General features: G+C 60.1%; 24 protein-coding genes and 1 pseudogene. 6 read left to right on the top strand and 19 right to left on the bottom strand.

The window, feature by feature from the left end; translation table 11 throughout:
* Nucleotides 1–1,938, bottom strand: a complete 1,938-nt coding sequence (gene asnB / locus P3C39_RS30105; RefSeq protein ID WP_275954885.1) for an asparagine synthase (glutamine-hydrolyzing) — start codon at nt 1,936–1,938, stop codon at nt 1–3.
* Nucleotides 1,939–2,124: 186 nt separating this feature from the next.
* Here asnB and P3C39_RS30100 point away from each other — a divergent pair, with 186 nt between their 5' ends.
* Nucleotides 2,125–2,523, top strand: a complete 399-nt coding sequence (locus P3C39_RS30100; RefSeq protein ID WP_024505323.1) for a M24 family metallopeptidase — start codon at nt 2,125–2,127, stop codon at nt 2,521–2,523.
* A 736-nt stretch (nt 2,524–3,259) separates the two neighbouring features.
* Here P3C39_RS30100 and P3C39_RS30095 read toward each other — a convergent pair.
* Nucleotides 3,260–4,759, bottom strand: a complete 1,500-nt coding sequence (locus P3C39_RS30095; RefSeq protein WP_275954886.1) for a winged helix-turn-helix domain-containing tetratricopeptide repeat protein — start codon at nt 4,757–4,759, stop codon at nt 3,260–3,262.
* A 122-nt stretch (nt 4,760–4,881) separates the two neighbouring features.
* Between P3C39_RS30095 and P3C39_RS30090 the strand changes: the two genes are divergently transcribed.
* Nucleotides 4,882–5,139 carry a hypothetical protein gene (locus tag P3C39_RS30090; RefSeq protein WP_013525360.1) on the top strand — a complete coding sequence of 86 codons (258 nt, stop codon included), beginning with the start codon at nt 4,882–4,884 and terminating at the stop codon, nt 5,137–5,139.
* Between the two features lie 208 nt (nt 5,140–5,347).
* Here P3C39_RS30090 and P3C39_RS30085 read toward each other — a convergent pair whose 3' ends face one another.
* Both P3C39_RS30085 and P3C39_RS30080 read right to left on the bottom strand, forming a co-directional pair.
* Complete coding sequence (locus tag P3C39_RS30085) at nt 5,348–5,614, bottom strand: winged helix-turn-helix domain-containing protein (RefSeq protein ID WP_245467552.1); 267 nt, start codon at nt 5,612–5,614, stop codon at nt 5,348–5,350.
* A 244-nt stretch (nt 5,615–5,858) separates the two neighbouring features.
* Nucleotides 5,859–7,265, bottom strand: coding sequence for an FAD-binding oxidoreductase (locus P3C39_RS30080; protein WP_275954887.1), 1,407 nt, complete (start codon nt 7,263–7,265; stop codon nt 5,859–5,861).
* An 86-nt stretch (nt 7,266–7,351) separates the two neighbouring features.
* On the opposite strand from P3C39_RS30080, the gene P3C39_RS30075 reads away from it, so the two are divergent.
* On the top strand, nt 7,352–8,383 hold the full coding sequence (locus P3C39_RS30075) for a helix-turn-helix domain-containing protein (protein WP_024505318.1): 1,032 nt from the start codon (nt 7,352–7,354) through the stop codon (nt 8,381–8,383).
* 286 nt (nt 8,384–8,669) lie between these two features.
* Here the strand turns inward: P3C39_RS30075 and P3C39_RS30070 are convergent, their stop codons facing one another.
* The 12 genes and pseudogenes from P3C39_RS30070 to P3C39_RS30015 form a co-directional block, all read right to left on the bottom strand.
* Nucleotides 8,670–9,623 carry a PleD family two-component system response regulator gene (locus P3C39_RS30070; RefSeq protein WP_275954888.1) on the bottom strand — a complete coding sequence of 318 codons (954 nt, stop codon included), beginning with the start codon at nt 9,621–9,623 and terminating at the stop codon, nt 8,670–8,672.
* 64 nt (nt 9,624–9,687) lie between these two features.
* Nucleotides 9,688–10,707 carry a chemotaxis response regulator protein-glutamate methylesterase gene (locus P3C39_RS30065; protein WP_275954889.1) on the bottom strand — a complete coding sequence of 340 codons (1,020 nt, stop codon included), beginning with the start codon at nt 10,705–10,707 and terminating at the stop codon, nt 9,688–9,690.
* A gap of 22 nt (nt 10,708–10,729) precedes the next feature.
* Nucleotides 10,730–13,003, bottom strand: a complete 2,274-nt coding sequence (locus tag P3C39_RS30060; protein WP_275954890.1) for a hybrid sensor histidine kinase/response regulator — start codon at nt 13,001–13,003, stop codon at nt 10,730–10,732.
* Entirely contained in the window at nt 13,000–13,695 is a 696-nt protein-coding gene (locus tag P3C39_RS30055; RefSeq protein ID WP_275954891.1) for a chemotaxis protein CheW, read from the bottom strand. The genes P3C39_RS30060 and P3C39_RS30055 overlap by 4 nt, the downstream gene beginning before the upstream one ends.
* Nucleotides 13,695–14,936 carry a CheR family methyltransferase gene (locus P3C39_RS30050; RefSeq protein ID WP_275954892.1) on the bottom strand — a complete coding sequence of 414 codons (1,242 nt, stop codon included), beginning with the start codon at nt 14,934–14,936 and terminating at the stop codon, nt 13,695–13,697. Before P3C39_RS30050 ends, P3C39_RS30055 begins: the two co-directional genes overlap by 1 nt.
* A complete protein-coding gene (locus tag P3C39_RS30045; protein WP_275954893.1) occupies nt 14,933–15,400 on the bottom strand; it encodes a chemotaxis protein CheW in 468 nt (155 codons plus the stop codon). The genes P3C39_RS30050 and P3C39_RS30045 overlap by 4 nt, the downstream gene beginning before the upstream one ends.
* 23 nt (nt 15,401–15,423) lie before the next feature.
* The gene (locus P3C39_RS30040) at nt 15,424–17,061 is read right to left on the bottom strand and encodes a methyl-accepting chemotaxis protein (RefSeq protein WP_275954894.1); all 1,638 of its coding nucleotides are present in this window, start codon (nt 17,059–17,061) and stop codon (nt 15,424–15,426) included.
* A 517-nt stretch (nt 17,062–17,578) separates the two neighbouring features.
* The gene (locus P3C39_RS30035) at nt 17,579–18,013 is read right to left on the bottom strand and encodes a type II toxin-antitoxin system VapC family toxin (RefSeq protein ID WP_338101684.1); all 435 of its coding nucleotides are present in this window, start codon (nt 18,011–18,013) and stop codon (nt 17,579–17,581) included.
* An 11-nt stretch (nt 18,014–18,024) separates the two neighbouring features.
* Nucleotides 18,025–18,276, bottom strand: coding sequence for a type II toxin-antitoxin system prevent-host-death family antitoxin (locus tag P3C39_RS30030; RefSeq protein WP_024505312.1), 252 nt, complete (start codon nt 18,274–18,276; stop codon nt 18,025–18,027).
* Nucleotides 18,277–18,447: 171 nt separating this feature from the next.
* A pseudogene (locus P3C39_RS30025) lies at nt 18,448–18,749 on the bottom strand (hypothetical protein); the annotation flags it as partial.
* A gap of 155 nt (nt 18,750–18,904) precedes the next feature.
* Nucleotides 18,905–19,552 carry a helix-turn-helix domain-containing protein gene (locus P3C39_RS30020; protein ID WP_013525373.1) on the bottom strand — a complete coding sequence of 216 codons (648 nt, stop codon included), beginning with the start codon at nt 19,550–19,552 and terminating at the stop codon, nt 18,905–18,907.
* 138 nt (nt 19,553–19,690) lie between these two features.
* A complete protein-coding gene (locus tag P3C39_RS30015; protein WP_013525374.1) occupies nt 19,691–20,137 on the bottom strand; it encodes a pyridoxamine 5'-phosphate oxidase family protein in 447 nt (148 codons plus the stop codon).
* Nucleotides 20,138–20,322: 185 nt separating this feature from the next.
* Between P3C39_RS30015 and P3C39_RS30010 the strand changes: the two genes are divergently transcribed.
* A complete protein-coding gene (locus P3C39_RS30010; protein ID WP_013525375.1) occupies nt 20,323–20,532 on the top strand; it encodes a hypothetical protein in 210 nt (69 codons plus the stop codon).
* Here the strand turns inward: P3C39_RS30010 and fixJ are convergent.
* Together fixJ and P3C39_RS30000 are read right to left on the bottom strand one after the other, a co-directional pair.
* Nucleotides 20,529–21,143, bottom strand: coding sequence for a response regulator FixJ (gene fixJ / locus P3C39_RS30005; RefSeq protein WP_013525376.1), 615 nt, complete (start codon nt 21,141–21,143; stop codon nt 20,529–20,531). The two genes, P3C39_RS30010 and fixJ, sit on opposite strands and share 4 nt — an antisense overlap.
* Nucleotides 21,130–22,686, bottom strand: coding sequence for a PAS domain S-box protein (locus tag P3C39_RS30000; protein ID WP_013525377.1), 1,557 nt, complete (start codon nt 22,684–22,686; stop codon nt 21,130–21,132). The genes fixJ and P3C39_RS30000 overlap by 14 nt, the downstream gene beginning before the upstream one ends.
* Nucleotides 22,687–22,871: 185 nt before the next feature.
* Here P3C39_RS30000 and P3C39_RS29995 point away from each other — a divergent pair, with 185 nt between their 5' ends.
* The gene (locus P3C39_RS29995; RefSeq protein ID WP_024505310.1) at nt 22,872–23,684 is read left to right on the top strand and encodes a universal stress protein; all 813 of its coding nucleotides are present in this window, start codon (nt 22,872–22,874) and stop codon (nt 23,682–23,684) included.
* 157 nt (nt 23,685–23,841) lie between these two features.
* Entirely contained in the window at nt 23,842–24,111 is a 270-nt protein-coding gene (locus P3C39_RS29990; RefSeq protein ID WP_013525379.1) for a DUF6455 family protein, read from the top strand.
* 57 nt (nt 24,112–24,168) lie between these two features.
* On the opposite strand, the gene P3C39_RS29985 is transcribed toward P3C39_RS29990, so the two are convergent.
* Nucleotides 24,169–24,867, bottom strand: a complete 699-nt coding sequence (locus P3C39_RS29985) for a CBS domain-containing protein (protein WP_013525380.1) — start codon at nt 24,865–24,867, stop codon at nt 24,169–24,171.
* Between the last annotated feature and the right edge of the window lie 5 nt (nt 24,868–24,872).

Below are 24,872 nucleotides of genomic sequence, written 5' to 3'. Positions count from 1 at the left end.
TCAGGCGGCCTTTGCGTTGCAAATGCCTGTGCCGGTGAAAGTCGTCAGCCACAGCTGCGTCGACAGGATGCCGACAAAGGCCGCGTTGTCGCGAAAGCCGGAGGCCGGCTGGCGGCTGCATTTCTCATGTAGTTTTGCCACTGCCTTCGGATTGAAGAGCCCGCCGGCGCTGACTGCGGCGTCGCCCAGGGCCGACTGGACATAGTCCCTCGTGCCCGGCCCAACGAAGGACTGGCTATCCGGTGCGCGATAGGGCTGCTTGGTCCGCCGGCCGATGGCGGCCGGCAGCAGGTCTTTGGTCGCCTCCCGCAGAATATGCTTCTCCACGAGCCCCTTCAGCTTCATCTCGGGAGGAAGGCCGGCGGCAAACTCGACCAGATGATGGTCGAGGAAGGGAAAGCGGCCCTCGATGCCGTGGGCCATCGCCATGCGGTCGCCCTGGCTGGACAGGATATAGCCAGGGAGAAGGAAGCGGGCTTCCAGATATTGCGCCTGATGCAAGGGATGCCAGCGGGCGAACGCCTCGGGCAGCCGCGCGGCGAGCTCCTCGGCGGCGTCATATCCGGACAATGTGGCACGCAGATCGCCCGAGTAGAACAGCTTCGTCGCCGCCGTGCCGTCGAACCTCGGCCGATGGGAGAACAGCGGATCGTCAAGCGTCGCGCCGCTAGCCCCGAAGAAGGAGAACAGGTACTCGGCCGATTGCTGCCTTAGGCCCGGAAGATAGGGGTAGAGCTTGCGGAACAGATGCGGCCGGATGCGGGAGCCGGGCTGTCTCCCGCAAAAGCGCCGAACCCTGGCCTCCTTGAAAATATCGTAGCCGGCAAAGACTTCGTCGGCGCCTTCGCCCGTCAGCACCACTTTCAAGCCGGCCTCGCGCACGAGGCTCGAGAGCTTGTAGAGCGGGGCAGGGGCAGTGCGCAGGATCGGCCGCTCGGTGAAGCGGATAACGTCAGGGAAGACGGCGGCGATATCGCCTTCCCCGCAGGCGACGGCGCTGTGATGCGTGCCGAGCGCACGGGCCATCTCGAGCTGGAAGGGGCTCTCGTCATGTTCGGCGCTATCGAAGGTGACCGAGAAGGTCCTGAGGCCACCCGGCGCCATGCCCGCCGCCAGCGCCGATGTGATGGAGGAATCGAGGCCGCCAGACAGATAGGCGCCGACTGGCACATCGGCGCGCATGCGCATGCGGGTCGCCTCCGTCAGGAGGGCGCGCAGTTCCTCGGCCGCGGCACGCTCGTCCCCCTGCCGGGGCGGCGCGTCCCGGTCGGGATACTCCAGACTCCAGTAGGGCCGGGTCGAGACGCTGCCCTCTTGCACGATCATCAGGCTTGCGGGTTCGATCTCGTAGATGTTGCGGAAGGGCGTGCGCGGCGCGATCGGGGCCCAGAGCGTGAAGATCTGGTCGAGTGCGACCGGATCAATCTCGGCCGCGACGCCCGGGGCCTGGAGGAGCGCCTTGACCTCCGAGGCGAAGTAAAGCCGTTCGCCCTGCCTTGTATAGAAGAGCGGCCGGACCCCCATGCGGTCGCGCGTCAGAACCATGCGGCGGCGGCGGCCGTCCCAGAGCGCAAAGGCGAAATCGCCATTGAGCGCGGAGACGCAATCCTCCCCCATCTCGTCATAGAGATGCAGGATCACTTCGGTGTCGCTGGTTGTCCGGAAATGGCGGCCTTTCGCGCGAAGCTGCTCGCGCAATTCCACATAGTTGAAGATCTCGCCGTTGAAGGCGATCGCCAGATCGCCCGTCGCATCGGACATCGGCTGCTGGCCGTCCCCGAGACCGACGATGGACAGCCGCGCATGGCCGAGGCCGGCCGCCTTTGTGGTGAAGAACCCCTGCTCATCGGGGCCGCGATGCGCAATGGCAGCCGTCATCCTTTCAAGGAGCGCCCTCCCATCCCGGACAGTGCCGAAATAGCCGCTAAAACCGCACATGCCGAGATATTTCCAAGTCCACCAGCGCGGCCCGGACTATAGCCGCCAAGATATCGGTAGGTGTTAAATATTTGGGACTATTCATGAGAATGGTAAATTTTGAGCGGCCGCCGACGGCTGATTCCTTGCGTGAGCATTGGATCTGCCGCGAGATGAGGGCAATGAAGCTTTTGGCGTCGTGTTCGCATGATGTTCACGGGGTCTGAGGGGCAGGCCCTCATCGCCTTCTGTCGAGGGCTAGGTCTGGGACTTCTCAAGGTCTGTCGTTGTCGGGGAAAGTGGTCCGCGCGGCAGAATGAAATCTACGACGGTGCCATTGCCGGAATTGAGGCAGGCGTGGCCGCATGCCGCCTTGGCGTAACGGCAAGCGATCTGTACAAGGCAGTCCTCGATGTTCTTGACGGCCGCGGAATTTTTTGCGGCTACCCAATCTATGGCCATTCCTTCGGACTGGGCTGGGGCGGACCATGGTTAGTGCCAGATAACAGCTTCAAGGTTGGAGCCGGGATGGCCATCGCCGTCGAGTGCATGGCGGGCCGCGAAGACGTCGGCTATGTCAAGTTCGAGCACAATTGTCCATCCTGATCGCACCGAGCTCATTTCCACCTGTCCGGCGAGGCTCTGAAGACTTGCCCTCAAACGCATGCCCAAAACACAGCTGGTATTGGTAGCAATCCGAGCGGACCAGGCGAGGCTGCCTCACTGCCGGGTAGCGAGAGAACCCACTTGGTGAACTCACGCGTGCGCCTGACATTCCGGGCACCGTGGACACGCGTCAAGCCGAGAGGATACTGCGCGAGCGATATCGAGTCCATGTCAAGTACCGCAATGTAGAGAACGTCGCGACTGCGCGTTTCTTCCAGTTTTACATGCACGAGGACGAACCAGATATTGTTGCCGAAGGTCGAAACCAGCCGTCGCTGACACTCATGGGAGTATGGCGGTCCCGAACAGGATGCCGTGACGCCCGACCGTGATGATCGGGTCCGGCAGCTTCCACATGGCGGGTCTTTCTTCTGATGCGAGCGACCTGGCGCCAGGCACAATCCCATTGTCCTTCCTCACCCTCGCAGCGGTTGCCGGCTGGCGGCAGCAATGCGCCTGATCTCGGAGTTCGGCAAACTTTACCTTCGCCCGAAAGCGGACGGTCTGCCAAAGGTAACATGACTGCGTTGCTGGACGACGGGCCTGATCCAGCAATGACCCCGTATGTCAGGTTCCAACAGTATGGGAGGTTGTCCTGTCGATTATCATTGCCGTCGTCCTTCTTACTGCTCACATGCACGCAACTGCGGCGATGAGTTGTCGGACCGGCTGGATCCTATAAAAAGCCGGCCTTTCTGAAGCCGGAGAGGAAGTGTTCGAAGGAAGATGGGTCTGCGAAGGGAAGGTGGGCAAGGTAGCCAAGCGAGAGGTCCGGTTGCAGCCTCAGTGTGGCTTCGACTGCGACATGCGCGTTTTCCATCTCGCCTAGATGGGCGTAGGCCGCCGCGAGAAAGGCATGGATGAAGAACTGGTCGCCGGCCTTCCGATAAGCGTCGATGGCGTCGGCGTATCGGCCGAGCAGGAAGAGCGCGCTTCCCTTCACCTCCCAGAACCAGACCGGGGGCAACGGGTCGAGCAGTATGGCCCTTTCGAGGACCGCCAAGGACTGCTGAGGCTGGCCGCCGTAGTTGAGCCAGCTTGCATAGTCTCCGGCAATGTTGACGTCGTGCGGATTGAGCGTACGGGCCTGCTGGAAATGCAGTCCGGCATCCCCATGCTGGCGCATATGTACAAGCACGAGACCCATGCTCTGGTTGCAGATGCCGTCATTCCGGTCGAGCAGGAGCGCTGTGCGCGCAGACCGCAAGGCACTTTGCAGCGTACGAGGATCGCGGTCGTACCAGAATCGCGCAACCAGGCACTGCGCTAGATAGGCATGCCCTTGAGCAAAAGTCGGATCGAGTTCGGCGCTCCGGGTAAACATGGATTCGCCCTTGTCCATTTCATACTGATGGTAGTGCGCGCGACCCTGCAAGTAGTAGTCGTAGGCGGCCCAATCGGCCGGCGGCGTTCGCCGCGAGCGGCTAGTCGCATCTGCCTCGGCGGCGCCTTGGACGGTTGAAGCCACGAGGGCCGCCACCTCCTCCTGAACCGAAAAGATGTCCTCAAGCGCCCTGTCGTAGCGTTGAGCCCACAAATGGAAGCCGCTGGCGCCGTCGATCAGCTGCGCCGTGATCCGGATACGGCTCCCGAGCCGTCGCACGCTGCCCTCGACGAGGTAGCGCGCGCCGAGTTGCCGGTGGACTTCCGCGCCCTCCGGCGCTGGCCCACGAAACTGAAAAGATGAATTACGCGCGATCACCACGAGCGACCGGTAACGCGCCAGTTCAGTGATGATATCTTCGGTGATGCCGTCGCTCAGATAATGCTGGTCCTGATCGCCGCTCAAATTGGCGAAGGGCAGCACGGCAATGGTGGGTTTGCCGGACGGCGCGATTGGTCGCTGCACTGAACCTTCCACGCGCTCGACAGGCGCGGTGAAGCGGTAGCCGACGCGAGGCACGGTGGCGATCCAGTCGCCACCTTGGTCGGTGGGGCCGAGCGCCTTCCTCAGCGTCGCAATCTGGACGGTGAGATTGCTTTCCTCGACCGCTAGGCCCGGCCAGGCAGCTTCCATCAGCTCGGCCTTGGTCAGGGTGTCGCCGGGCCGGGCCGCAAGCGTGGCGAGCAGCGTGATGCCGCGATGCCCGATGGAGATCGGTATTTCATGTCGCAGGAGCGTCCCCTTCTCAGGGTCGAGCACGAACGGACCAAAGGTGAGGTGAACCCGTTGCATCCCGCCATATTAAACGTTTCGGAATTTTTCGGAACAGTTTCGGCCGCGCTTTAGTACGCAGGTCCGCTCATCCGCCAAAGTAGCGTTATCGATTTTAGCAGCACCAAGAAAGGACGAGCCAAATGAGCACGCAGCTTTCTCTTACCTCAAGACTCTACCAGTCTCTCTGGAGCGAACAGCCGACGTGGACGACTGAACCGGTATCGGTCTGGGCGAGACTCTTCGCCCTGCGCGGCCTGGTCGCGGTCTGGCGCGAGCGCAAGTACTATCGCGAGGAACTGAAGCGACTGGCGGAAGATGGGCCTCAGCGGATCGACGACGTCGGTCTCACCCTGGCTGCCGTCGAGGCGGAACTTCAAAAGCCGTTCTGGAAGGCGTGATTTGCATCCATAGCTGTGAACGATTGTCTGCACAGGGCCAGCAAACTCCGCAAGTACTGTCTCATCGACGCCGCAAAGACACGACCGGCATGTTCTATCAGTAGCCGATCAAGGACCTGCCTGTAGGCCGTGGTAGGTGCAGCAATGCTCCGCTCATCCTGGCCTGCCGGCCGGACCTCGGCGGCCAATTCTGCCGCCAGAATTGTAATCATTCTTGGTCCGGCATTTGAGGGAAGGACCAACCTGTAACCGCGCGTCGGCACTGTCTGCACGACGGCCTGGCGACTGTCGTGAGCGCCGCACGGATCTCGTGAATGCATTGGACCAGGCTGTCATCGGTGACGGCTAGCCCGTTCCAGACCGCCGTCATCAACTCGTCCTTGGTGATGACGCGATCAGCGTTCTCCAGAAGGTGGCGAAATACCGCGAAGGTCTGGTGGCGAACTGCGATTGTCCTGTTGAATTGGTCGCGCAAGGTCTCCCTACTCACGTCGGCGGTTACGCCGTTGAGTACGAACGTTGTAGGCGGCGAGCTATTCAAGCCGGTTCCCCTCAAGCACGAAGCCGCAGTCCAATACTAGCACGGTTTCGCGCTGCGAAGACTGATCATCATCCAGCGCGTGCGGGGAGCTCGGATTTCGGCGAATGATCGTAAGCCGTTCGTGACTTGGCAAATGCCCAGGCGAGAGTCGCTACCGTACGCCGACTTGAATTGTGCGTTAGTGCATTGGCAGGATGTTCTGGTTGAGGCGGAACAGATTGTCCGGATCGTATCTGTGCTTGATCTTGGCGAGCCTCCCATAGGCTTCGGCTCCCAAGGCGTCGCGTACGAGGTCCGCTCCTTCGCCATGGCCGGGGAAGTTCAGATAGAGGCGCCCGGTCGAGTAGCGCTGCACGTCCTGCCAGAAGCTGCGAACCCAGCTGATGTTCGCGTCGTCCTCATCAGCGCCTGGCCAGATGGCATCGAGGCTGAGCATGAAGGGCATGGACCGGTCACCGAAGGCAGTGGCATCGGCTGCAACGCGCTGGACGAAACCGCCGAACTTCCAGATCGAGGCGAAGGTCATTTCGGAGGGCCGCTTCGCCATCCGCGCGGTGATCTCCCCGATGACCTCGTCGTCGAGGCGCGAGAGGTAGGTGGATTTCCAGTAGCAACGGTCGCGGCCTTTCGGGAACAGGCCGTCATAGAGCGACTGGATGGTGCGATACGGCATGCGGCCGCTGAAATCGACAAGCGGTGCTCCAAAACTGCGTAAGGGCGCCACGACCCGCTCGCCCTCGTCGGCCAGTCCGTCATAGACATGCGCAAGCGCCAGGACGCGCCGGCCCCTTGCACGCTCGGGAATCGAGGGATCGTTCGGCAGCGTGGAGAATTCCGCTAGGCCGCTCAGGCGATCGGGTGCGGTCTGCATGAAGTCGCGCCAGAGTGGAATGATCTCGTTGGCGCGCTCTTCGGGATAGGCCGGACCGCATAACATCAGCTCCGGCTCGATCGGATGCAGCTTGAACTCGAAGCTCGTCACCACGCCGAAATTGCCGCCGCCGCCGCGCAGCGCCCAGAAGAGATCCGGGTTCTGGGTCGCGTCGGCATGGATGAGGCGGCCATCGGCGGTCACCAGATCGGCCGCCAGCAGATTGTCGACGCTGAGGCCGTGGCTGCCGCGCAGCCAGCCGATGCCGCCGGAAAGAGTCAGGCCGGCAACGCCCGTCGCCGAAATCAGGCCGCCCGGCGTGGCGCGACCAAGCGGGGTGGTGGCCGCATCGACATCGGCCCAAATAGCGCCGCCCTCGACGAAGACACGATCGAGGCCGGGCGCGACCCGCACGCCATTCATCAGCGACATGTCGATCATCAGGCCGCCGTCGCAGACGGCGTAGCCTGCAACATTGTGGCCTCCGGAGCGGATCGCGATCGCCAGCCGCTCTTCGCGCGCGAAATTCACCGACGCCTCGACATCGGCAAAACTCCGGCAGCGCGCGATGAGAGCGGGACGTCGGTCGATCATGCCGTTCCAGACGATCCGCGTCGTGTCATAGGATGGGCTCGACGGCTCCAGCAGCTCGCCGCGCATGATGGAACGGAAGCTTTCGATGCTCGATGCTGCAAGGGTAGCGGTGGCGGCCATGTGGCGGTCTTCTCGTTTCACACACGCTAGCGCGGCGCGGGCAGGGCCGCTAAAGTCGAAAATGCTGAAAGGCGGTCATTTCTGCCATGGTTGAACAGATCGGCCCATTGAATGTGGCGATCCTTGCCGTTCCGGAGGCTACCGCCTCCACGATCTACGGCATGTTCGACCTGTTTTCCTCGCCCGGCAGGGATTTCCTGTTCATAACCAGCGGTGCGGCGGGCACGCCGCGCATGCGGCCCTATGTGGTTGCTGGGGACGGCAGCCCGTTTCGCGCTGCAAACGGCATCTGGATGCGCCCAGATCACAGCCTTGCCGATTGCCCGCCACCCGACATCGTCTGTATTCCAGATTTCTTCGTCAATCCGGGAGAAAGCGTCGCCGGGCAGTATGACGCCGAAGCCGCATGGCTGAAGCGAGCGCATGACGACGGCGCCATGCTGGCCAGCGCTTGTTCGGGCGCGGTGCTGCTCGGCGAGGCCGGGCTACTCGACAATCGCGATGCCACCATTCACTGGGGCTATGTCGAGACGCTCACGAACAACTATCCCGGCGTTAAGGTGAAGCCGGGCCAGTCTCTCGTGCTGACCGGCGAGGCCCACCGCATCGTCATGGCCGGGGGCGGCTCGAGCTGGGAGGATCTCGCCCTCTATCTGATCGCGCGCTTCGTCAGCCTCAAGGAGGCGATGCAGGTCGCCAAGGTCTACATGCTGCAGTGGCACGACATGGGCCAACAGCCCTTCGCCGCGCTGATGCGCTTTCGCCAGACCGACGACGCGGTGATCAACCGCTGCCAGAAATGGGCCGAAGGCAACTACCGGACGCCCTCGCCCGTCGCCGCCATGACCAAGTTGTCAGGCCTGTCCGAGCGCTCCTTCGTGCGCCGCTTCGCCAAGGCCACGGAAATGAAGGCAATCGACTACATCCACGCGCTCAGGCTCGAGCAAGCCAAGCAGATGCTGGAGACCGGCGATCTCCCGGTCGAAGCGGTGGCGAGTGAAGTCGGCTATGAGGATGCGAGTTTTTTCGGGCGTCTCTTCCGCCGCAAGGTCGGGGTGACGCCGGCGCAATATCGCATTCGCTTCGGTGCTCTCCGGCGAGCATTGAGCCGCGATTGAATCTCAACCATCGCGGCGCGATGCTGATATTCCGCTTTGCGCCTCAAGTCAGCCGTTGAGCTGGCCCCAGCGGAATCCCAAAAGCAGAAATTCGAGCGATCAGGCGAACCGGCACGTTCCCACCCAGAACCGGACGCCCAGCGGTCATTAACGATGGGTTCGAGCTCCAGCCGCAAAGTAAGCGAGCTGGTCGGCATAGAGCTTCTTGAAGGCCCGGGCGAGCCCAGGCGCGTTCAACGTACGCTCAGAAAGTTCCATCTTAGCCTGAGAAGTACGTTCAGCTTGTCTAGCTGCGGGACATATGAACCGCGACACGATTTCGTCCTTCCGATTTGGCACGAAATAGGGCCAAATCGGCAGCATTGACGAAATCATTTGGCGTCTCGTCCGCGGTGGGCACCGCTGTTGCAACCCCGACGCTGATGGTCACACGATCCGGGCCGTGGGGTATGTTCAACTCCCGCACGCCCTGGACGAGCCGCTCTGCGATCGCACTGGATTGTTCCAGTAAAGTGTCGACCAGCACGACCACGAACTCTTCGCCTCCGTACCGCGCAGCTAGGTCGGTGGAGCGGCCGGAACCGCTCTGGATTACGCGGGCGATTTGCTTGAGCACCTCATCGCCGGCCATATGGCCATAGGTATCGTTGTATCGTTTGAAGTTGTCGGCATCAATCATCAACAGCGACAATGGGGACTGTGCGCGAAAAGCGCGCTTCCATTCGGCCGCCAGATATTCATCAAAATAGCGCCTGTTGCCGAGGCCCGTCAGGCCATCGATCCGCGTCAGACGTTCAAGCTCGAGATTTGCACCGATCAGCTGTCGCTGGCTTTCCCTCAGCGCTCGGTATGCCGCGTCTCGCTGGACGTGATCCAGATAAGCCCGCGTGTGATATCGAATACGTGCAATCAGCTCGATACGATCCGGCAGTTTGACGAGATAGTCGTTCGCTCCCGCAGCGAAGGCTTCGCCCTTGGTGGCTGGATCTTCCTTGCTCGACAGCACAATGACTGGGACCGCGCGCGTCGACGCATGCTTCCTGTATTCTCGCACCAGATGCAGCCCATCGACGCCGGGCATGACGAGATCCTGCAGGATAACGGTTGGCTTTACCTCATCCGCGACTGTCATTGCTCTCAACGGGTCGGTGCAGAAGTGTAAGGAAATATCGGGCTCGTTGGCTAAAGCACGCCTGACCGCCTCGCAAACCATGATCTGATCATCGATGAGCAGAACCATGGATGAATAGTTATCTGCGAGTGGCGGGACCAGCTCTGGTTCTTGCGTCATCTGACGAGCCCTTTCACGTGGAGCGTTCGCAGGCTTCGATTATACGTGAGCCGATCGCACTCAAAGGAAGAATATCAACAGCCGCGCCGATGTCGGCAGCGGCCTTCGGCATGCCATAGACGGCACTCGTTGCTCTATCCTGCGCGATTGTGAGATGCCCCTTGTCGCGGAGCTGTCTTAGCCCGCGCGCACCATCTCTGCCCATGCCTGTGAGCAGGACACCAATCACCGAGCCAGGCCACCATTGCGCCGCACTTTCGAAGAACACATCCACGGACGGCCGATAAACATTGTCCTTGGGGCTGGGCGTATAGCCAAGTTGCTGAGCTGATTTGAAAACCAGATGATCCGCAGAACTGGCTACGAGAACAGTGCCCGCTTGAGGACTATCCTTTTCCCGCGCCGGACGGATCGGGAGAGGCGTATGCTGTCCCAGCCAATCAGTAAGCCCCGGCACGAACTGAGCATCGAGATGCTGGACGAGCACGATCGCGCCGTCAAAATCAACGGGAAACGCACTCAGGACTGCGGCAACGGCGGCCGGCCCGCCCGCGGAGGCGCCGATTGCAATTAAGCGTCGAGGTGTCGGCTCAGCGTCACGTGACATCCGCCTTTTTGTCTTGGCCGGCGCATCACCGATCAGCTTGCCGATCGTCGCAATCTTGTTCGTTAGAAGCCGTGCGGATTGCGAGGACGCGTTACCTTCGATGCCTACTGACGGAATATCGACCGCGTCAAGCGCGCCATGACCCATTGCTTCGTAGACACCGGCGAGGTTGGCTTCGATACTGGCGGTCACCAGCAAGATTGAGCACGGGGTTTCCGCCATGATTCTGCGCGTCGCTTCCACGCCGTCCATCTCTGGCATCGCTAGATCCATGAGTATCAGATCCGGCAGATCACGTCTGCAGACCTCGACCGCCTCACGCCCATTGGTCGCGACCCATGCGACCTGATGTTCGCCGGTCGCCAAGACCAGCCGGCGCAGAAGCTCAACCGCCATCGGCATGTCGTTGACTACGCCGATTCTCATTCGTTGGCTTCCAATTTCGATCTCATTCAGTCGCCTCGCCAATCATGTCCACGACCGCATGGATCAGCGCCTCGTCCTGAAAGGTACTCTTGGTCAGATAATAGTCCGCACCGGCGTCAAGCCCGCGCGAGCGATCTTCTTCCCGATCCTTGTATGAAACGATCATTATGGGTGTGTTCTTGAGATGGGCGTCCTTTCTGATCAAGCTCACCAACTCGATGCCATCCATGCGCGGCATATCTATGTCAGTGACGACAAGATCGAAAGGACCAGACCGGACGGCATTCCATCCGTCCATACCGTCGACCGCCACTTCGACATCATAACCGTGATTGCCCAACATCTTGCGCTGGAGTTCGCGGACCGTGAGTGAATCGTCAATCACGAGCACGCGCTTGCGTCTGCTCGGTTCGGGACCGCCCGCAGCGCGCCGAACAGCCCTAAATCCGCTAGACGATGCAAGTTTTTCCACCGATCGGATCAGATCATCGACGTCGAAGATCAGAACTGGCGAACCGTCTTCCATCAGGGCCGCTGCGCTGATGTCCTTGATCTTGGCAAACCGTGGATCGAGAGGTCTGATCACCAGCTCGCGTTCCCCGAGAAAACGGTCAACGATCAGGCCGTATGCATCGCCCCGACCTGCATCCACGACGACAACCGAGAGTTCGTCCGGTTCCGATCCGGACTCTCCTCGATCCAGCACTTCGCGCGCGGTCACCAGCCCGATCTGTCGATCGTTCAAGCGAAAATGCGGTCGGCCCTGCAGCAGGTTGATCTGCATCCGCTGCAATCTCATTGTCTTGGAGATGGCGGCGAGTGGAAACGCATAGGGCTCTCCATCGACTTCGACGAGTAGTGTGCGCAGGACTGACAACGTCAGCGGCAGCTGCAGTTGAAACCGGGTTCCACGACCAAATTCCGAGGAAACGCTCGTGATTCCGCGGACCTCCTTCGTCATCGCCTGCACCGCATCGAGGCCCACACCACGGCCGGACACGTCGGTAAGGCCCGCTTTCATCGAAAAGCCTGGCAGAAACAGGAATGCGAGCAATTCGGTTTCGCTGAGTGTGTCAGCACTTTCCCTGGTCGCAAGCTGCCGGGCGATGACAGTCTCGCGCAACTTCGAGAGCTCGATCCCCTTGCCGTCGTCCACCACGGCTATCTGCAGTAGCCCGGCACTATGCCTCGCTTCGAGCCTGATGAGCCCCTCTTCGGGTTTCCCCATCGCGAGGCGCTCCTCAGGCGATTCAAGCCCATGGTCTACAGCGTTGCGCAAGAGATGGCCCAAAGGGGCATCGAGCCGCTCGAGGATATCGCGGTCGATGCCGGTCGAGCCGCCTACGATCTCCAGTCGCACCCGCTTGCCAAGGGTACGACCGAGGTCTCGGACCGTTCTCGCATAATGTCGCACGCCGTCCTCGAAAGGCCGCATCCGGCTCGCCAACGTTTCATCGTACAATCTGTTGGCAAGATCGGTCGCTTTCCGATCCACTGAATCCAATTCATCGAGACGCTCCGCCAGGAACGCTTGGCTCAACCGAAGCTTTCGCTGGGCTGAAGCCAGCGCCTCCACCGCTGCCCCATCGTTTGAACCCGGCGGCAGCAGTGCATGAAGATTGTCGAACGCACTTGCGAGGTCCGATTGAAGGCGCTTCAGCCGCAGCAGCCCGTCGGCGAATGGCCTGAGCCGCCGAGCTTCCATCAGCGACTCGCCAGCCAACCCGAGCAATCGGTTCAGGCTTTCTGCCGTCACCCGAACCATTCTATCAGAGCCGACGATGGCGTGGGCTTGCGGCACCGTCCCAACGAGGAGGTTCGCTGAAGAAGTCGTCGCCAGCTGCTCCAGGGCATGATCTGAAGTTGCGAAATCAGCTGCTGAATCTTGGGGCCTGGGCTTTGCCTCGGGGAGGGATAATTCCTCGAACTTCGCCAGAAAGGTTTCAACTTCTGAGTTGGCGGGCTCGCTCGATGATCCCGATGCGATCAATTTCAGAAGGTCAGAGCCTTGCAGGAGCGCATCTATATGCTCTCGTCCCACTCTCACATTCCCACGTTGCGCGGCCACCAGGCAATCTTCCATCGCATTTGCGACTTTGACCGCGGGCATCAGGTCGATGATGCGGGCAGCTCCCTTTAGGGAATGCGCGGCACGCATGCATGCTTCCAGGGCATCGGCGGCAACGGGATTGCGTTCGAGTGCCAGAAGCCCAGCCGTTAGCGCTTGTGACTGCGTCTCCAGTTCGGCCTGGAAGAGGCTGAGCATCGAAACCTGGCTAAAGTCCTCATCTGTCATGCCATGCTCCGATCTAGCATCGTGAGCAGTTGTCCTGGGTCAAGACAGCCAACTGCCCGTCCCTGCCAGGGCAGAACGGCAACAGTAGCGGCCGACAGCGCCTTTCCGATCGTGTCTGGCACAGCGAGAGTGTCGCGTGCCCGGTAGCGGTGTAAGCCGTGGATCTCATCAACCGTAAAGGCAACTCGCTTGTCGCGCTCGCCCACCACGACTAGGCGGCGAAATACCTTGGTTCGCGAGCTTTGTTCCTCCTCTTTGCGCTCGTCTATCCCGAGCAATTCGGCCAGGGACAGGCAAATGAGCAATTCACCACGGACATTCGCAATCCCGAGCAGTGCACTGTTTCTGCGATGTGGAAGTGAATGAACGCGGCGAGATTCAGCGACTTCATGAAAAATGCCGACCGGAAGTGCCAGCCATTCTTCCCCCAAACGGAAGAGAACGGCCGTCTGCAGCGCCTCGCCGTCGGCCGGATCAATCCCTGCTCGACGAGCGTGACCAGGCCATTGGTCGCGATATGCCGACGGCGCCGCACGGTCGAGGAGGTGTCGTGCAATCTTCTTATAGGTCGGGCAATTCCGGCAGTGGAGATGCTGCTCCAGTAGCGGACATGACTTGTCACCCCGTACGCCTATTTGCCGCCAGCAGTCGTCGAACTCCTCCGGCTGAGCGATCCCTGTCGAAGCCGCCATCAGCTGCCGCTCCTTTTCTGGACCCGACCTAGCCGGCCGGCCAGGGCCTCGGCGCCGTTATGGTCACCTTGCTTGCGAAGCAGCAAAGCCAGATGGATGAGAGCTTCTCGATGATTTGGCGCCAGATAGAGCGCCTTGCGATAGCTTTGCGCGGCTTGGGGTGCAGCGCCATCCGCATCCTGGACAAGGCCCAGCAAGTAGAAGATTTGTGCGGAAGGACCGAATTCCTTGAGATGCGCCAGGGCGACCTCCTGTGCGTCCTTTACCCGTCCTGCATTGGCGATCCGTTCAACCGCGATGAGGCTTTCCGAGGCCTGCGAAAGCGGCTTGGCCGGCGTCTGTGTACGACCCTCCGTTCCAATTGTCGGTTGGGGCGGAACAAGAGGCTTGCTCTTGTTGACCTTCGGGGTTCGCATCGGCACCGGGATGGCGGGCGAAACTTTCGGCGCCGTGGTCTTCACGGGCTCCGATTTCAGGAAGGCAAAGGCCAATGGCCATTCAGCGGAAATAAAGCCATGCAACCTTGGAAGAGCTGCTTCCGCCGGACCGACCAGGAGGAGTCCGTCTTTGGCCAGTAGGTCCTTCAGGCAGATCAACGCGCGATCCTGCAGCTCTCGATTGAAATAGATCAGCAGATTGCGGAAAAGCACGATGTCATAGACTTCTTGCCCGAAAGACGCGCGAGAGCCGAACAGGTTTCCTACCCTGAACCGAACCTGTTTCAGCACCGCAGCAGTAGGTCGCAACCCGCCCTCGGCCGCTTCGAAATAGCGATCCTTGAATTCGAGATGGCTGCCGCGAAACGAATTGCGCCCATAGACCGCGCGTACAGCCGTCGCGATATTGCGGCTGCTGACGTCCACGCCATCGATCTTGAACTCGTGCGCCTCAAAGCCGGCATCGAACATGGCCATGGCGACCGAATAAGCCTCTTCGCCGGTTGAACATGGCAGGCTCAGGACTTTTATCGGCTGAGCACGCTTGTGCATGCGCGCATGTCGCGCCAGCATCGTGAACGCTTCGCGGTCGCGAAAGAACCAGGTCTCCGGGATCACCACCGCATCGACCAGCTCCTGCAGCTCCTGCGAGGAACCGGTCAAGTGTTGCCAATAGGCCTGAAGGTTGGTTATCCGGCATGCTGCCATCCGCTCTCTGACCGCCTGACGGACCACAGTCGGACCAACGCTGGCACTGTCCAGTCCGATGGCATCCGTCAGGAGCGTTTCTATTGCGCCGGTCATTGATCATCCATTGCGGACTGGCGGAGCAACGCGGTACGAATCTCTTCCGAAAGCAGCGCTTCCACTTTGACCCACTGAATGATCTCCGAACTGTCGGAAGCCACCGGCCCAAGATAGGGCGGAGTTCCTGGTTCAAGTCCGAACGGCGCGAAATCGGCAGGGTCTCGCTCAAGCGTATCCGTCACCCGTTCCGCGATCAGTCCCAGCAGGCGCTGCTCGCCATCATGCGCCTGATAGCGCGTCACAACGATCCGGGTGCTCAATAGGCGCTCTGACGGCCGGCCAAGCGCAAGAAGAGTAACATCGATCAGCGGGGTGGGTATTCCGTTATAGCTGACCAGACCCACCACACCAGTTGGCGCACCCGGCAGGACCTTCACATCGAGACGAGGCAGCACCTCTTCAATTTGGTGGACATCGATCAAGTAGCGATCCAGACCCATGCTGAAGGCGAGAAATAGCATTGTCACCTCCTACTGCCGGCTCGCTACGCTCTCAGTTTGAACCTCGAAATGCTACTTCGCATGCCACCTGAGACTTGATTGAGCTCGTCGATCGCGAGCGTCGATTGCTGAAGGGATTCGACTGTTTGCTGGGCTGCCTCACTCAGCTGGGTTAGCGTGTCGCTGATCTGCCCCGCGCCGGTCGCCTGCGCTTGCATGCCTTCATTGGCGATTTCGAAACGTGGCACCAGCCCCTGAACCTGCTGAATGATCTCGAAGAGCTGCCCGCCGACCTGCTGGATTTCCTGCATACCCCGGCGGACCTGTTCGGAAAACTTGTCCATGCCCATCACCCCGGCCGCGACTGCCGATTGAATGTCTTTGACCATCTGCTCGATATCGTAGGTCGAGACGGCCGTTTGGTCCGCGAGCCTTCGGATTTCTGTCGCCACCACTGCAAAGCCCCGGCCATATTGGCCGGCCTTCTCAGCCTCGATGGAGGCGTTGAGCGACAACAGGTTCGTCTGATCGGCCACTTTGGTGATGGTCGTCACCACCTGATTGATGCTGCCAGCCTTCTCGCTCAGGATCCCGAGTTTGGAATTGATCGCCCCCGCCGCGTCCATTACCTGCTGCATGGTTTCTTCCATACGGGTCAGCCCCGCTTGCCCTCCGCCGGCGACGGCAGCCGTTTGCTCGGCAACTGTCGAGACCTCGTTCATCGTGCGGACGAGCTCGTTTGATGTGGCCGAGATTTCCTTGGCTGTCGCGCGGATTTCTGTTGTGGTCGCTGCGATTTCAGTCGCAGTTGCCTGCTGTTGCTTGGAGGTTGCAGCGATCTCAGTTATCGATGTGCCGACCTGTATGCTGGACCTTTGAACGTGGCCAATGAGGGTTGTGAGATCGTCCGCCATCGCGTTGAAGCCGTCGGCAAGCACGCTGAATTCGTCTCTGCGCCTCAGATCGAGGCGTTCGCTGAAGTCGCCTTTCCGCATCAATTGAACCGCGTCGATCAAACGGGTGAGCGGACCTGTGATAGCGCGAAACAGCTGATAGCCCAAAAGAAGGGCTAGCCCGAGGGCTATCAACAAGCCAACGCTCAAACCGACTTCCGCCGTGCTAACAATCGAGCTGATCCGCTGCGTCGCGCTGTTTGCCTCGCCTCTGTGATCCTCAACCATGGCCTGCAAAGCGGACAGCAATTTCGCAAAGATCGGCTCTACCGTGTTCTTGATGGCCGGGCTTTCATTGGGAGTTTCACCTTTCGACAAGGCAGCCCGGCTCGTCTCCAGCACAGCAGTTTCAGCCAGACGAAATTGGTTGGCGAGTTCCTTGACGACTGCATAATTCTGCTTGTCGATGTCGGAGACGATTGTTGCTTCATAGTCGCCCATCGACCGCTGCACTTGGTCGCGATTGGTCGTGATCGCGCTTTCAAGCGTGCTTCTATCCGATGGGTTGTCCTGAAGGGCATATTCCTGAAGCAGACTATGGGCCGTCATCTGGCCCACCATGATCGCGGTGCTGTGATAGAGGTCTGGAAGGATGCCCTTCTCGACCTCAGTCGCCTCCTGCCCCGCCTGAAGAAACCAGGCGTACGCGATGACGGCGATCACGGACATGACCACCAGAACGGCAGCGAAACTGACGAGGATGCGGTGGCGTATTGTCAGACTCTTCATGGATCCGATTCACCAATGGGGGCATCGTGGGCTGCGCGACAAGCGCTCGTTCCGACGTGTTCGAAAAAGGTGCGTCGAAAAGCGGTAGTCTGACGCTGAATGGTTTCTTTTCCGTTCCATCACTAATGATGGCGATGCCGCTCGCCAGAAGTGACGGTCGAGGACACGTGTTCCGTCGGCGCACATCAGCCCGACATCCGCTGGGCGGCACGCCCGCGTCAAGGTGGGTGGATGACTGATTGTTACCGTCTCGTTGGACGTCGATGAGAAAGGTATTCGCTGACGATGAAGCTCTCACCTCACGTCCAAGGCCCTGTCAGCGTTGGGCCTTTGAAGCAAACAACCTGGACAGCCCATAGGCAACAAGGCCTATGAACCTTGAAGGGGCACAAATATACGCTGGCCGCTGGTCGATCCAGGAAGTCCGGTGCACCGCCATCAGACTCGCCCAGCGTCGCATAACCCCGCCTACGTCATCGCATGGTCATGCTGGAGGCGCCCATCGGTCGCCGTCCGCCTATTCTGGAAGCCCGATGAACGGATTCTGATGCCGAATGCCGAGCGGCCTGAAATCCTTCTCGTTGTCCGTGAGCACGATCAGATCGTGTTGCATGCCTGTTGCAGCAATAGCGATGTCCTCGAAACCAGGTGAGATGCCAGCGGCCCGAGCGACTGTCATGAGTTGCCCAGTTATTGTTGCCGTTTCGAGGTCAAGAGGGAGGATGCGGCTACTGTAGTAGTGACGGATTTCTCCCCACCATTCAGCGAGCGCGCCCGCCTTCTTGGTGGCACCGGTTCGCTTGGCGTTCGCGATGCCGTCCTCGATCTCGGCCAAGGTGATTACGGAGAGCCAAAGGTCGGACGATCGCTCGACTATCCAGGCCGCTAGTTTCTCATCGGAGGGCGTCCTGCGTTTTGAAGGGGCAAGCAAGCTGACGACATTCGTGTCCAAAAGGTACAATGTCAGAACGCCGGATCGCGCAGAGCCCGTGCGGGCTTTCGGCTTCGCGCTGGCAGGTCAGCTTCCTCCAGGGGCGAGTTTGTGAGCAGCCAACCCAGCGACGGCACACGGGAAAGGCGTTCGTACTCCGAATAGCTGATTACGACAGCCTCTCTTTTGCCGTGACGGGTGACGACCGTCGGTGTGCCCGCAACCGCTTCGTCGACCACATGTGAGAACGTAGCCTTGACGTCTTTGAGCTGAATCTCTTTCATCATGATTGCTCCCGTGACTAAAGTGGTCATATAAATTATGGAGCGAGTTTTGGCAAGCAGTCAGGACGGATCGGTGCGCCTACGGCGCTCGATCTGCCGCCAGTTGGCAGGCTGACATCTCACATCAGGTCTAATCCGGAAAACCGCGTCTTCCCCGTTGATCTGGAAAGTACGGCGATCGACCCCGACACAATCGCGATTAGCCAGCAACACGCAGCAGCCGACACCGCCGACGGCAGATAGAGCCTGTCAAGACTGGACTGGGCGGCAGCGAGCAGCGGCTCGACCTTCTGCCCGGCGACGCTCAATTCGATGTCGGTTAGCCGCCGGGGTGATTTCCGGCCTGCAGGAACCAGCCTGTGCAACGAGGCCGAGCGCCGCCACGAATCGACCAGCGCCGATTTTTCAGCGGCATCCGACGTGATCGATGCTTGAACACGGTCTGCACGCAATGTGGCCATGTGCCGGTCCATGCCTTCCTCCCGAAGCCTGAACGCCGATAGACTTGCCGCTGTTTCCTCAATCTTCCAGCGGCATAACAGATGTCCTCCGCGCTGCTATCTTGCTCTTGTTGCCCCGCTGTCAAATGGTCTGAAGTGCTTGTACCATCCAGGAGTCGGAGCGCAGCTCATTCGCTCATCGCATGAAGCGCATCATGCCTGATGATTTCGATGCTGCGCAGGCTGAGCAGGCGGATGACGCCCTTGTCCTTCAGCCGGGTGAAGATCCGCGATACCGTCTCGATGGTGAGGCCAAGATAATCGCCGATATCCATGCGCGACATCGGAAGTTCGACCTGCCGCAATCCGCCCTGGCGCTCCGACAGGTCGACCAGGAACGCGGCGACGCGTTCGATGGCGCTCTGGCGACCGAGGACCAGCAGGTGTTCCTGCGCTCTGGTCAACCCCTTCAGAGCCAGAGGCAGCAACTGATGGGACATATCCGCTCCAGCTGTGAGGCGGAAGACGCGGACACCGGTGGAATTGACCGCTTCAGCAAAGAAATGGTGCGTCGTGTCGGCTTCGAAGCCGAATGTCTCTCCGGCGAGATGAAAGGCACTGATCTGCCGGCGGCCGTCAGCAAGCAGGCGGTAGACGCGGACGGCGCCGAACTCCACCTGGTAGAAGCCTCCGGCCTTCTCGCCCTGGGCGTAGATTTCCGCGCCTGCGGGATAGAAGCTGAGTGGTTGCAGCAGTGCGGGCTCAAAAGCCTCCGGCAGGTTGGGCTGGGCAGACCGTGACGGCAGCGAAATTCTGGAGGAGGTGTAGGCGTGCATGGCTGTTTTCCCGGTTTATCCTTGACACAGCAATCGCGCGAATCCGCGGGTCGCGAAATTCGGTTATGTCCCTACGGGAAACTACCTAGAGCCGCTCCTCCTGAATCGGTCCAGCGCTGGTCGCCGCAGTGAAGAAAGCTATTCACTTGCTTCGCGGCCCGACACCTGCTGGATCAAGATACGGAAGAAAACGTGGGGTGCACTGTCCGACACCGCAGGCATGAGTGGCTTGAGGGCGCCGGGCTCCCACCAAGCGGCATGCTTGCTCAACATCGCCCATGCATGGTCACGCTCGAGCTTGTGGCCAATCCGGTCCGGCAGTTCCTCATAACGGCCATCGACGACGACGCTTCTCCAGCCTCGGCCCTGGCCGCGTTCACCCACCTGGACGGACACCAGGGGATTGGCACGCATCCAGTCGATCTTCTTGCCGGGCATGGAAAACGCGTAGAGATGATTGTCGGCGTGCGCATAGTGCACCGGCACCACGTAGGGCTGCCCACCCTTCGCGCATGCCAGATGACCGACACGGTTGGCGGTCAGCAATTTCGTGCATTCCAGGGCGGATAATGTGCGGATCAGCATGTGTGATCTCCTGAGTCTATTGGTCGTCCAACAGACTGTTGGCCCAGCCGCCGGAGCTGTCATTGATCGCAATCAAGGCAGCTTGCCGCTCGTCCGCAGCGGCATAGGCGGCAATTTCGTAAATGATTTAAATCAAGGCGCTGCTTGCCGCTTCCCCAGATCATGGGGAGATGTGGAAGCCGATCATGAGTGCTCCGTTTGGTCGCGAACTCGAACTCGCCGTCTTCGACGAGGAGGGCGAACATGCGCTCGTATTTCCCTGTATAAAAGGCCGGCAGGGTTGGAAGCACGCCGGGACTGGCGTGCGCGTCGATATCCGCCCGACCCATTGGCGCTACTGGCAGCCGAAGGCAATGCCGACAGACGGCGGCAAGTCTCTCGGGGACGCTTGCTAGTGTTTGGATTCCACGATCAACGCCATGCGCACGAGATGCGACAGGCTGCCCGCGGCCATCTTGCTCATCACATTGGCACGATGAATCTCGACAGTGCGCGGACTGATACCCAGATCATAGGCGATCGTCTTGTTCGGCAGACCCGACACGAGCCCGTCCAGAACCTGCCGCTCCCGCTCCGAAAGTGTGGCCAGGCGGCCGTGGATTTCGGAGGATTGCGGATGCGTTGCATTCGCCTGGTTGCGGTTGGCCAACGTGGAGCGGATCGCGTCGATCAGCATCTCGTCATCAAACGGCTTTTCAATGAAATCGGAAGCGCCTTCCTTCATTGCCTGAACGGCGAGCGCCACATCGGCATGGCCCGTCATGACAATAACTGGAATTGTATGCCCGCCGGATCTCAGTTGGCGCAGGAATTCGATGCCGTCTATGCCCGGCATGCGCACGTCGGTGACGATGCAGCCGTCGAGGTCGCCCTTTGCCGTCGAGAGAAAAGCCGTGGCCGATTCGTGCAGGCGTACTGCAAAATCTGCAGTCGCCAGAAGAAAACCGAGCGACTTGCGCACGTCCATGTCGTCGTCAACCACGTGCACCAGATCACTGCCGGCCATTTGTGACCTCTTCCTTCTCCACAATGCGCAAGGTGAATCGGAAGGCGGTCCCGCCAGTCGGCATCGCCTCGGCCCATATGTGACCACCGTGCGATTCCACGATGGTGCGGCAAATGGAGAGACCGACACCCATGCCTTGCTTCTTGGTGGTTACAAACGGCTGGAAGAGTTGAGCCGAGACTTCCGGCGCGAGACCCGGGCCAGTATCGATCACGCTTACCTCGGCCATCCCATCATCCCGGGCAATTGTTGTGACTTTCAATTCGCGGCGCGGCGAGTCCTGCATAGCCTCAACCGCATTGCGCATCAGGTTGAGCAAAACCTGCTGAATCTGGATGCGGTCGGTTAAGACCAGTTCGGCGACTGGATCAAGCTTGTAGCTGACGAGGAGATTTATCTCTCTTGCACCAACCAAGGCTAGGGAGGCGGCTTCCTCGATCAGCATTGGCAGTCGTTCGACCTGGCGCTCGCTTTCGCCCCTGGCTACAAAATCCCTCAGGTGACGGATGACGTCGCCCGCCCGCAAGGCCTGCTCAGCTGCCTTTTCCACGGCATCCCGAAGCATGGGCGCATTCTCGTCCCGGCTCTTCTCAAGCAGCCGACGACTGCCTTTGAGGTAGTTCGTGATGGCGGTGAGCGGCTGGTTGATCTCATGAGCAAGCGTTGAGGCCATCTCGCCGAGTGCGGTGAACCGCGCCATGTGCAGCAGTTCCTGCTGCTGCTCCTGGATTCTTGCTTCTGCCCGGTGGCGTTCGGTCAAGTCGCGGCAGAAGCCGGTAAAGAAACGTCCCGTCCCCGGATGCATCTCGCCAACGGAAAGCTCCATCGGGAAAGTCGTGCCATCCTTGCGTGCCCCGGTCACGGTGCGGCCGAGCCCGATGATCCGGCGCTCTCCCGTCGTCAGGTAGCGAAGCAGATAGGCGTCATGCTCGTCGCGGTAGGGCGAGGGCATCAGCATTTTCACGTTTTGACCGATGACTTCGCCTGACTGGTAGCCGAACAGCGTTTCGGCAGCGGTGCTGAAGGATTGAATCCCACCCTGCTCGTCGATGACGACCATCGCGTCCGGCACTGTTGCCAGGATCGACCGCAAATGGTCTTCACGCAGCCGAAGTGCTGCATTTGCAAAGGAGAGTTCGCTGACATCAGTACCTTCAATGAAGATCGCGGTGATCCGGCCATCGTCAGCCTTGACTGGCTGATAAACAAAATCAAGGATGCGCTCTTCGACCGGGCCGTCGGCTATGTTGCGAAGGCCGACCTTCACCCCGTGGCCAATGTAGGGCTCGCCGGTCATGTACACATGGTCCAGATGTTCGAAAAACCCATTCCCTTCGAGCTCGGGAAAGGCGTCCCGCACTGACTTTCCAATCACTTGCCTGTGGCCAGTCAATCGCTGGTAGGCGGCATTGGTCAGCTCGAAAATGTGACCTGGCTCGCGCAGCAGCGCTATAAAGCCTGGTGCCTGATCGAACATTTGAGACAACAATGATTTCAGTGTCGTCCCGCCGGGTGACAAACTGAGTGCTTCGTCTTTGATCACCTGAAGTTCCTGGGTTCGACGGTGCTACCGGGGCTAACTATCACTTCTCGCCGCACACGCAAAACGGATCGAGCCGAGGTTTTCGAACGCAGATGCAGTTGCCGGCCTTTGATGCGCATCAAGGCATTGGACGCTGTCGAATGCAATTCATCCCGCATTCCATCGTTCAGCGAAAGGCGCCCGCAATGTCTTACAAGTCGATCATCGTCAACCTCGCCATCGATGCGCCTCCCGCACCTATTGTAAAGCTGGGGATCGAGCTCGCGGAACGGTTTGGCGCCCGTCTCATCGGTCTGGCGGCTGCGGATGTTCCGCCCTTGGTCGCGACCGGCGACGGTATGGTCTACGAAGGCGAGGTCATGCAGATCCAGCACACCGAAATCGAAAAGCGGCTTGCCGAATTACGCGCCGAGTTCGAGAGGCTGCTTCCTGCATCGATCTTTAGCGAATGGGGCCAAGCTGTTTGCAGCCCAACCCGTTTCCTGAGCATTTCGGCTCGATCCGCCGATCTTATTGTCACCGGCAGCGAGAAGGGGGGAAATGTCTTCCGTGCAGTGGACGTCGGCAGTCTGGTACTTGGTATTGGGCGGCCAGTCCTGGTTGCCGCGAGCAATGTCGAGCCTGTCATGGCAAAAACCGTTCTTGTTGCCTGGAAGGACACCAGGGAAGCGCGGCGGGCGATAGCAGATGCGTTGCCCCTTCTGGCCACGGCCAACGAAGTCGTTATTGCCACAATGGATACCGACCGCGACAAGAGTATCCGCGACAGCCTTGCCGACGTCGCGGTCTTTCTCGAACATCACGGCATCATGGCAGGAACTGAGCTGATCGCCGGCGACCCAGACGGCGACAGGTTGCTGACATTTGCGCGGTCGATCCATGCGGACCTGATCGTCTCGGGTGCCTATGGGCACAGCCGTCTGCGGGAATGGGCGTTCGGCGGGATAACCCGCTCGCTGATTGAGGAAAGCGGCATCAACCGCTTCATGTCGTATTGATGGGTGGACGCCCCAGCAGCCGAGTACGCGGTGGGGTCCAGGAACTTCACTCTACCCCTTTCGCCGCCTTGGCCCGGCGACGGCTCCGTCGGTTGATCGAGATCAAGTCGTCGGCTGCCTGCATGGCTATGAGTCTCATAAGGCAGGAGTGACCAAGATGAGCTTTCTCGACTACCTGATTTCAGTCGACGCCAGGGTCGCGTTGATGGGTCGCATGATGCGCAAGCTGGGTGTCGACAGGCAGTTGAAAGTGGTGGCGGACCATGCAGCCGTCACCGATCGTGCGGTCAACCGCTGCCGATCCTGCGGCCATCAGGACGAATGCTCGACTTGGCTCGACCAAAACGAGCAAGCCGATGCTCCGCCAGACTATTGCCGCAACCGCGACCTGATCGCACGGCTACAACATGTGGCCGGACAGCGTTAGAACGTCGGGCGGCCAAGCACACATTTCGCCCCGGGAAATGGTGGTGCTAGCCCTTGGCTACGAGACCAGGATGACGGACAACGGCTCGGCGCAAAACAGATTGTCCTCAACGCCTTTAACGCCGGCTGCATTTTCGGCCGCGACGATTGCTGCCCGGCGCTCGCGCTCGTCGAAGATGGCGCCGTTCAGTTTTACGATCCCTTTGTCGACAGTGACATTGATCAGCTCATTTCGAGCCCATTTCTGCGCTGCAAGCTCCGCGACGATGCTCTGGCGTATCTGTTCGTTGTCAATGGCCATCGGGGTTGAGGCTGGCTGCATGTCAAGTAACGCACGAAGAAGATCGGAACGGGCAATCATTCCGACAACTTTATCGCCGTCGACGATCGGGACGCGTTTGATGCGGTGATGCGTCATCAACTCGACGACCTCGGCAAGCGATGCATTGGGGGATGCCGTGACGACGCTGTCGGTCATCACCTCTTCGATCCGTCGTCCGTTGGCGAGGACATATTCTTCGGCAACTCGTCCCGGGCTGACAAGAAACTCCAGCCAGCGTGGGCGCTTGCGCTGAGTGCCCAGCTCTTCACGGCGCAGGAGATCACCCTCGCTGATAATGCCCACCAGCGCGCCGTCACGGCGAATGACGGGAAGCCCGCTGATCTTGCTGGAGAGCATCAATCCGGCTGCATCGGCGATCGACGCAGACGGATCAATTGCAACGACCGGTGTGGTCATTATGGTTTTGGCTTGCATGCCAA

It is taken from the genome of Mesorhizobium sp. XAP4, assembly GCF_029269325.1.
GTDB lineage: Bacteria > Pseudomonadota > Alphaproteobacteria > Rhizobiales > Rhizobiaceae > Mesorhizobium > Mesorhizobium ciceri.
The sequence above is the reverse complement of the archived record's forward strand: the minus strand, read 5'-3'. Positions and strand labels throughout refer to the sequence as shown.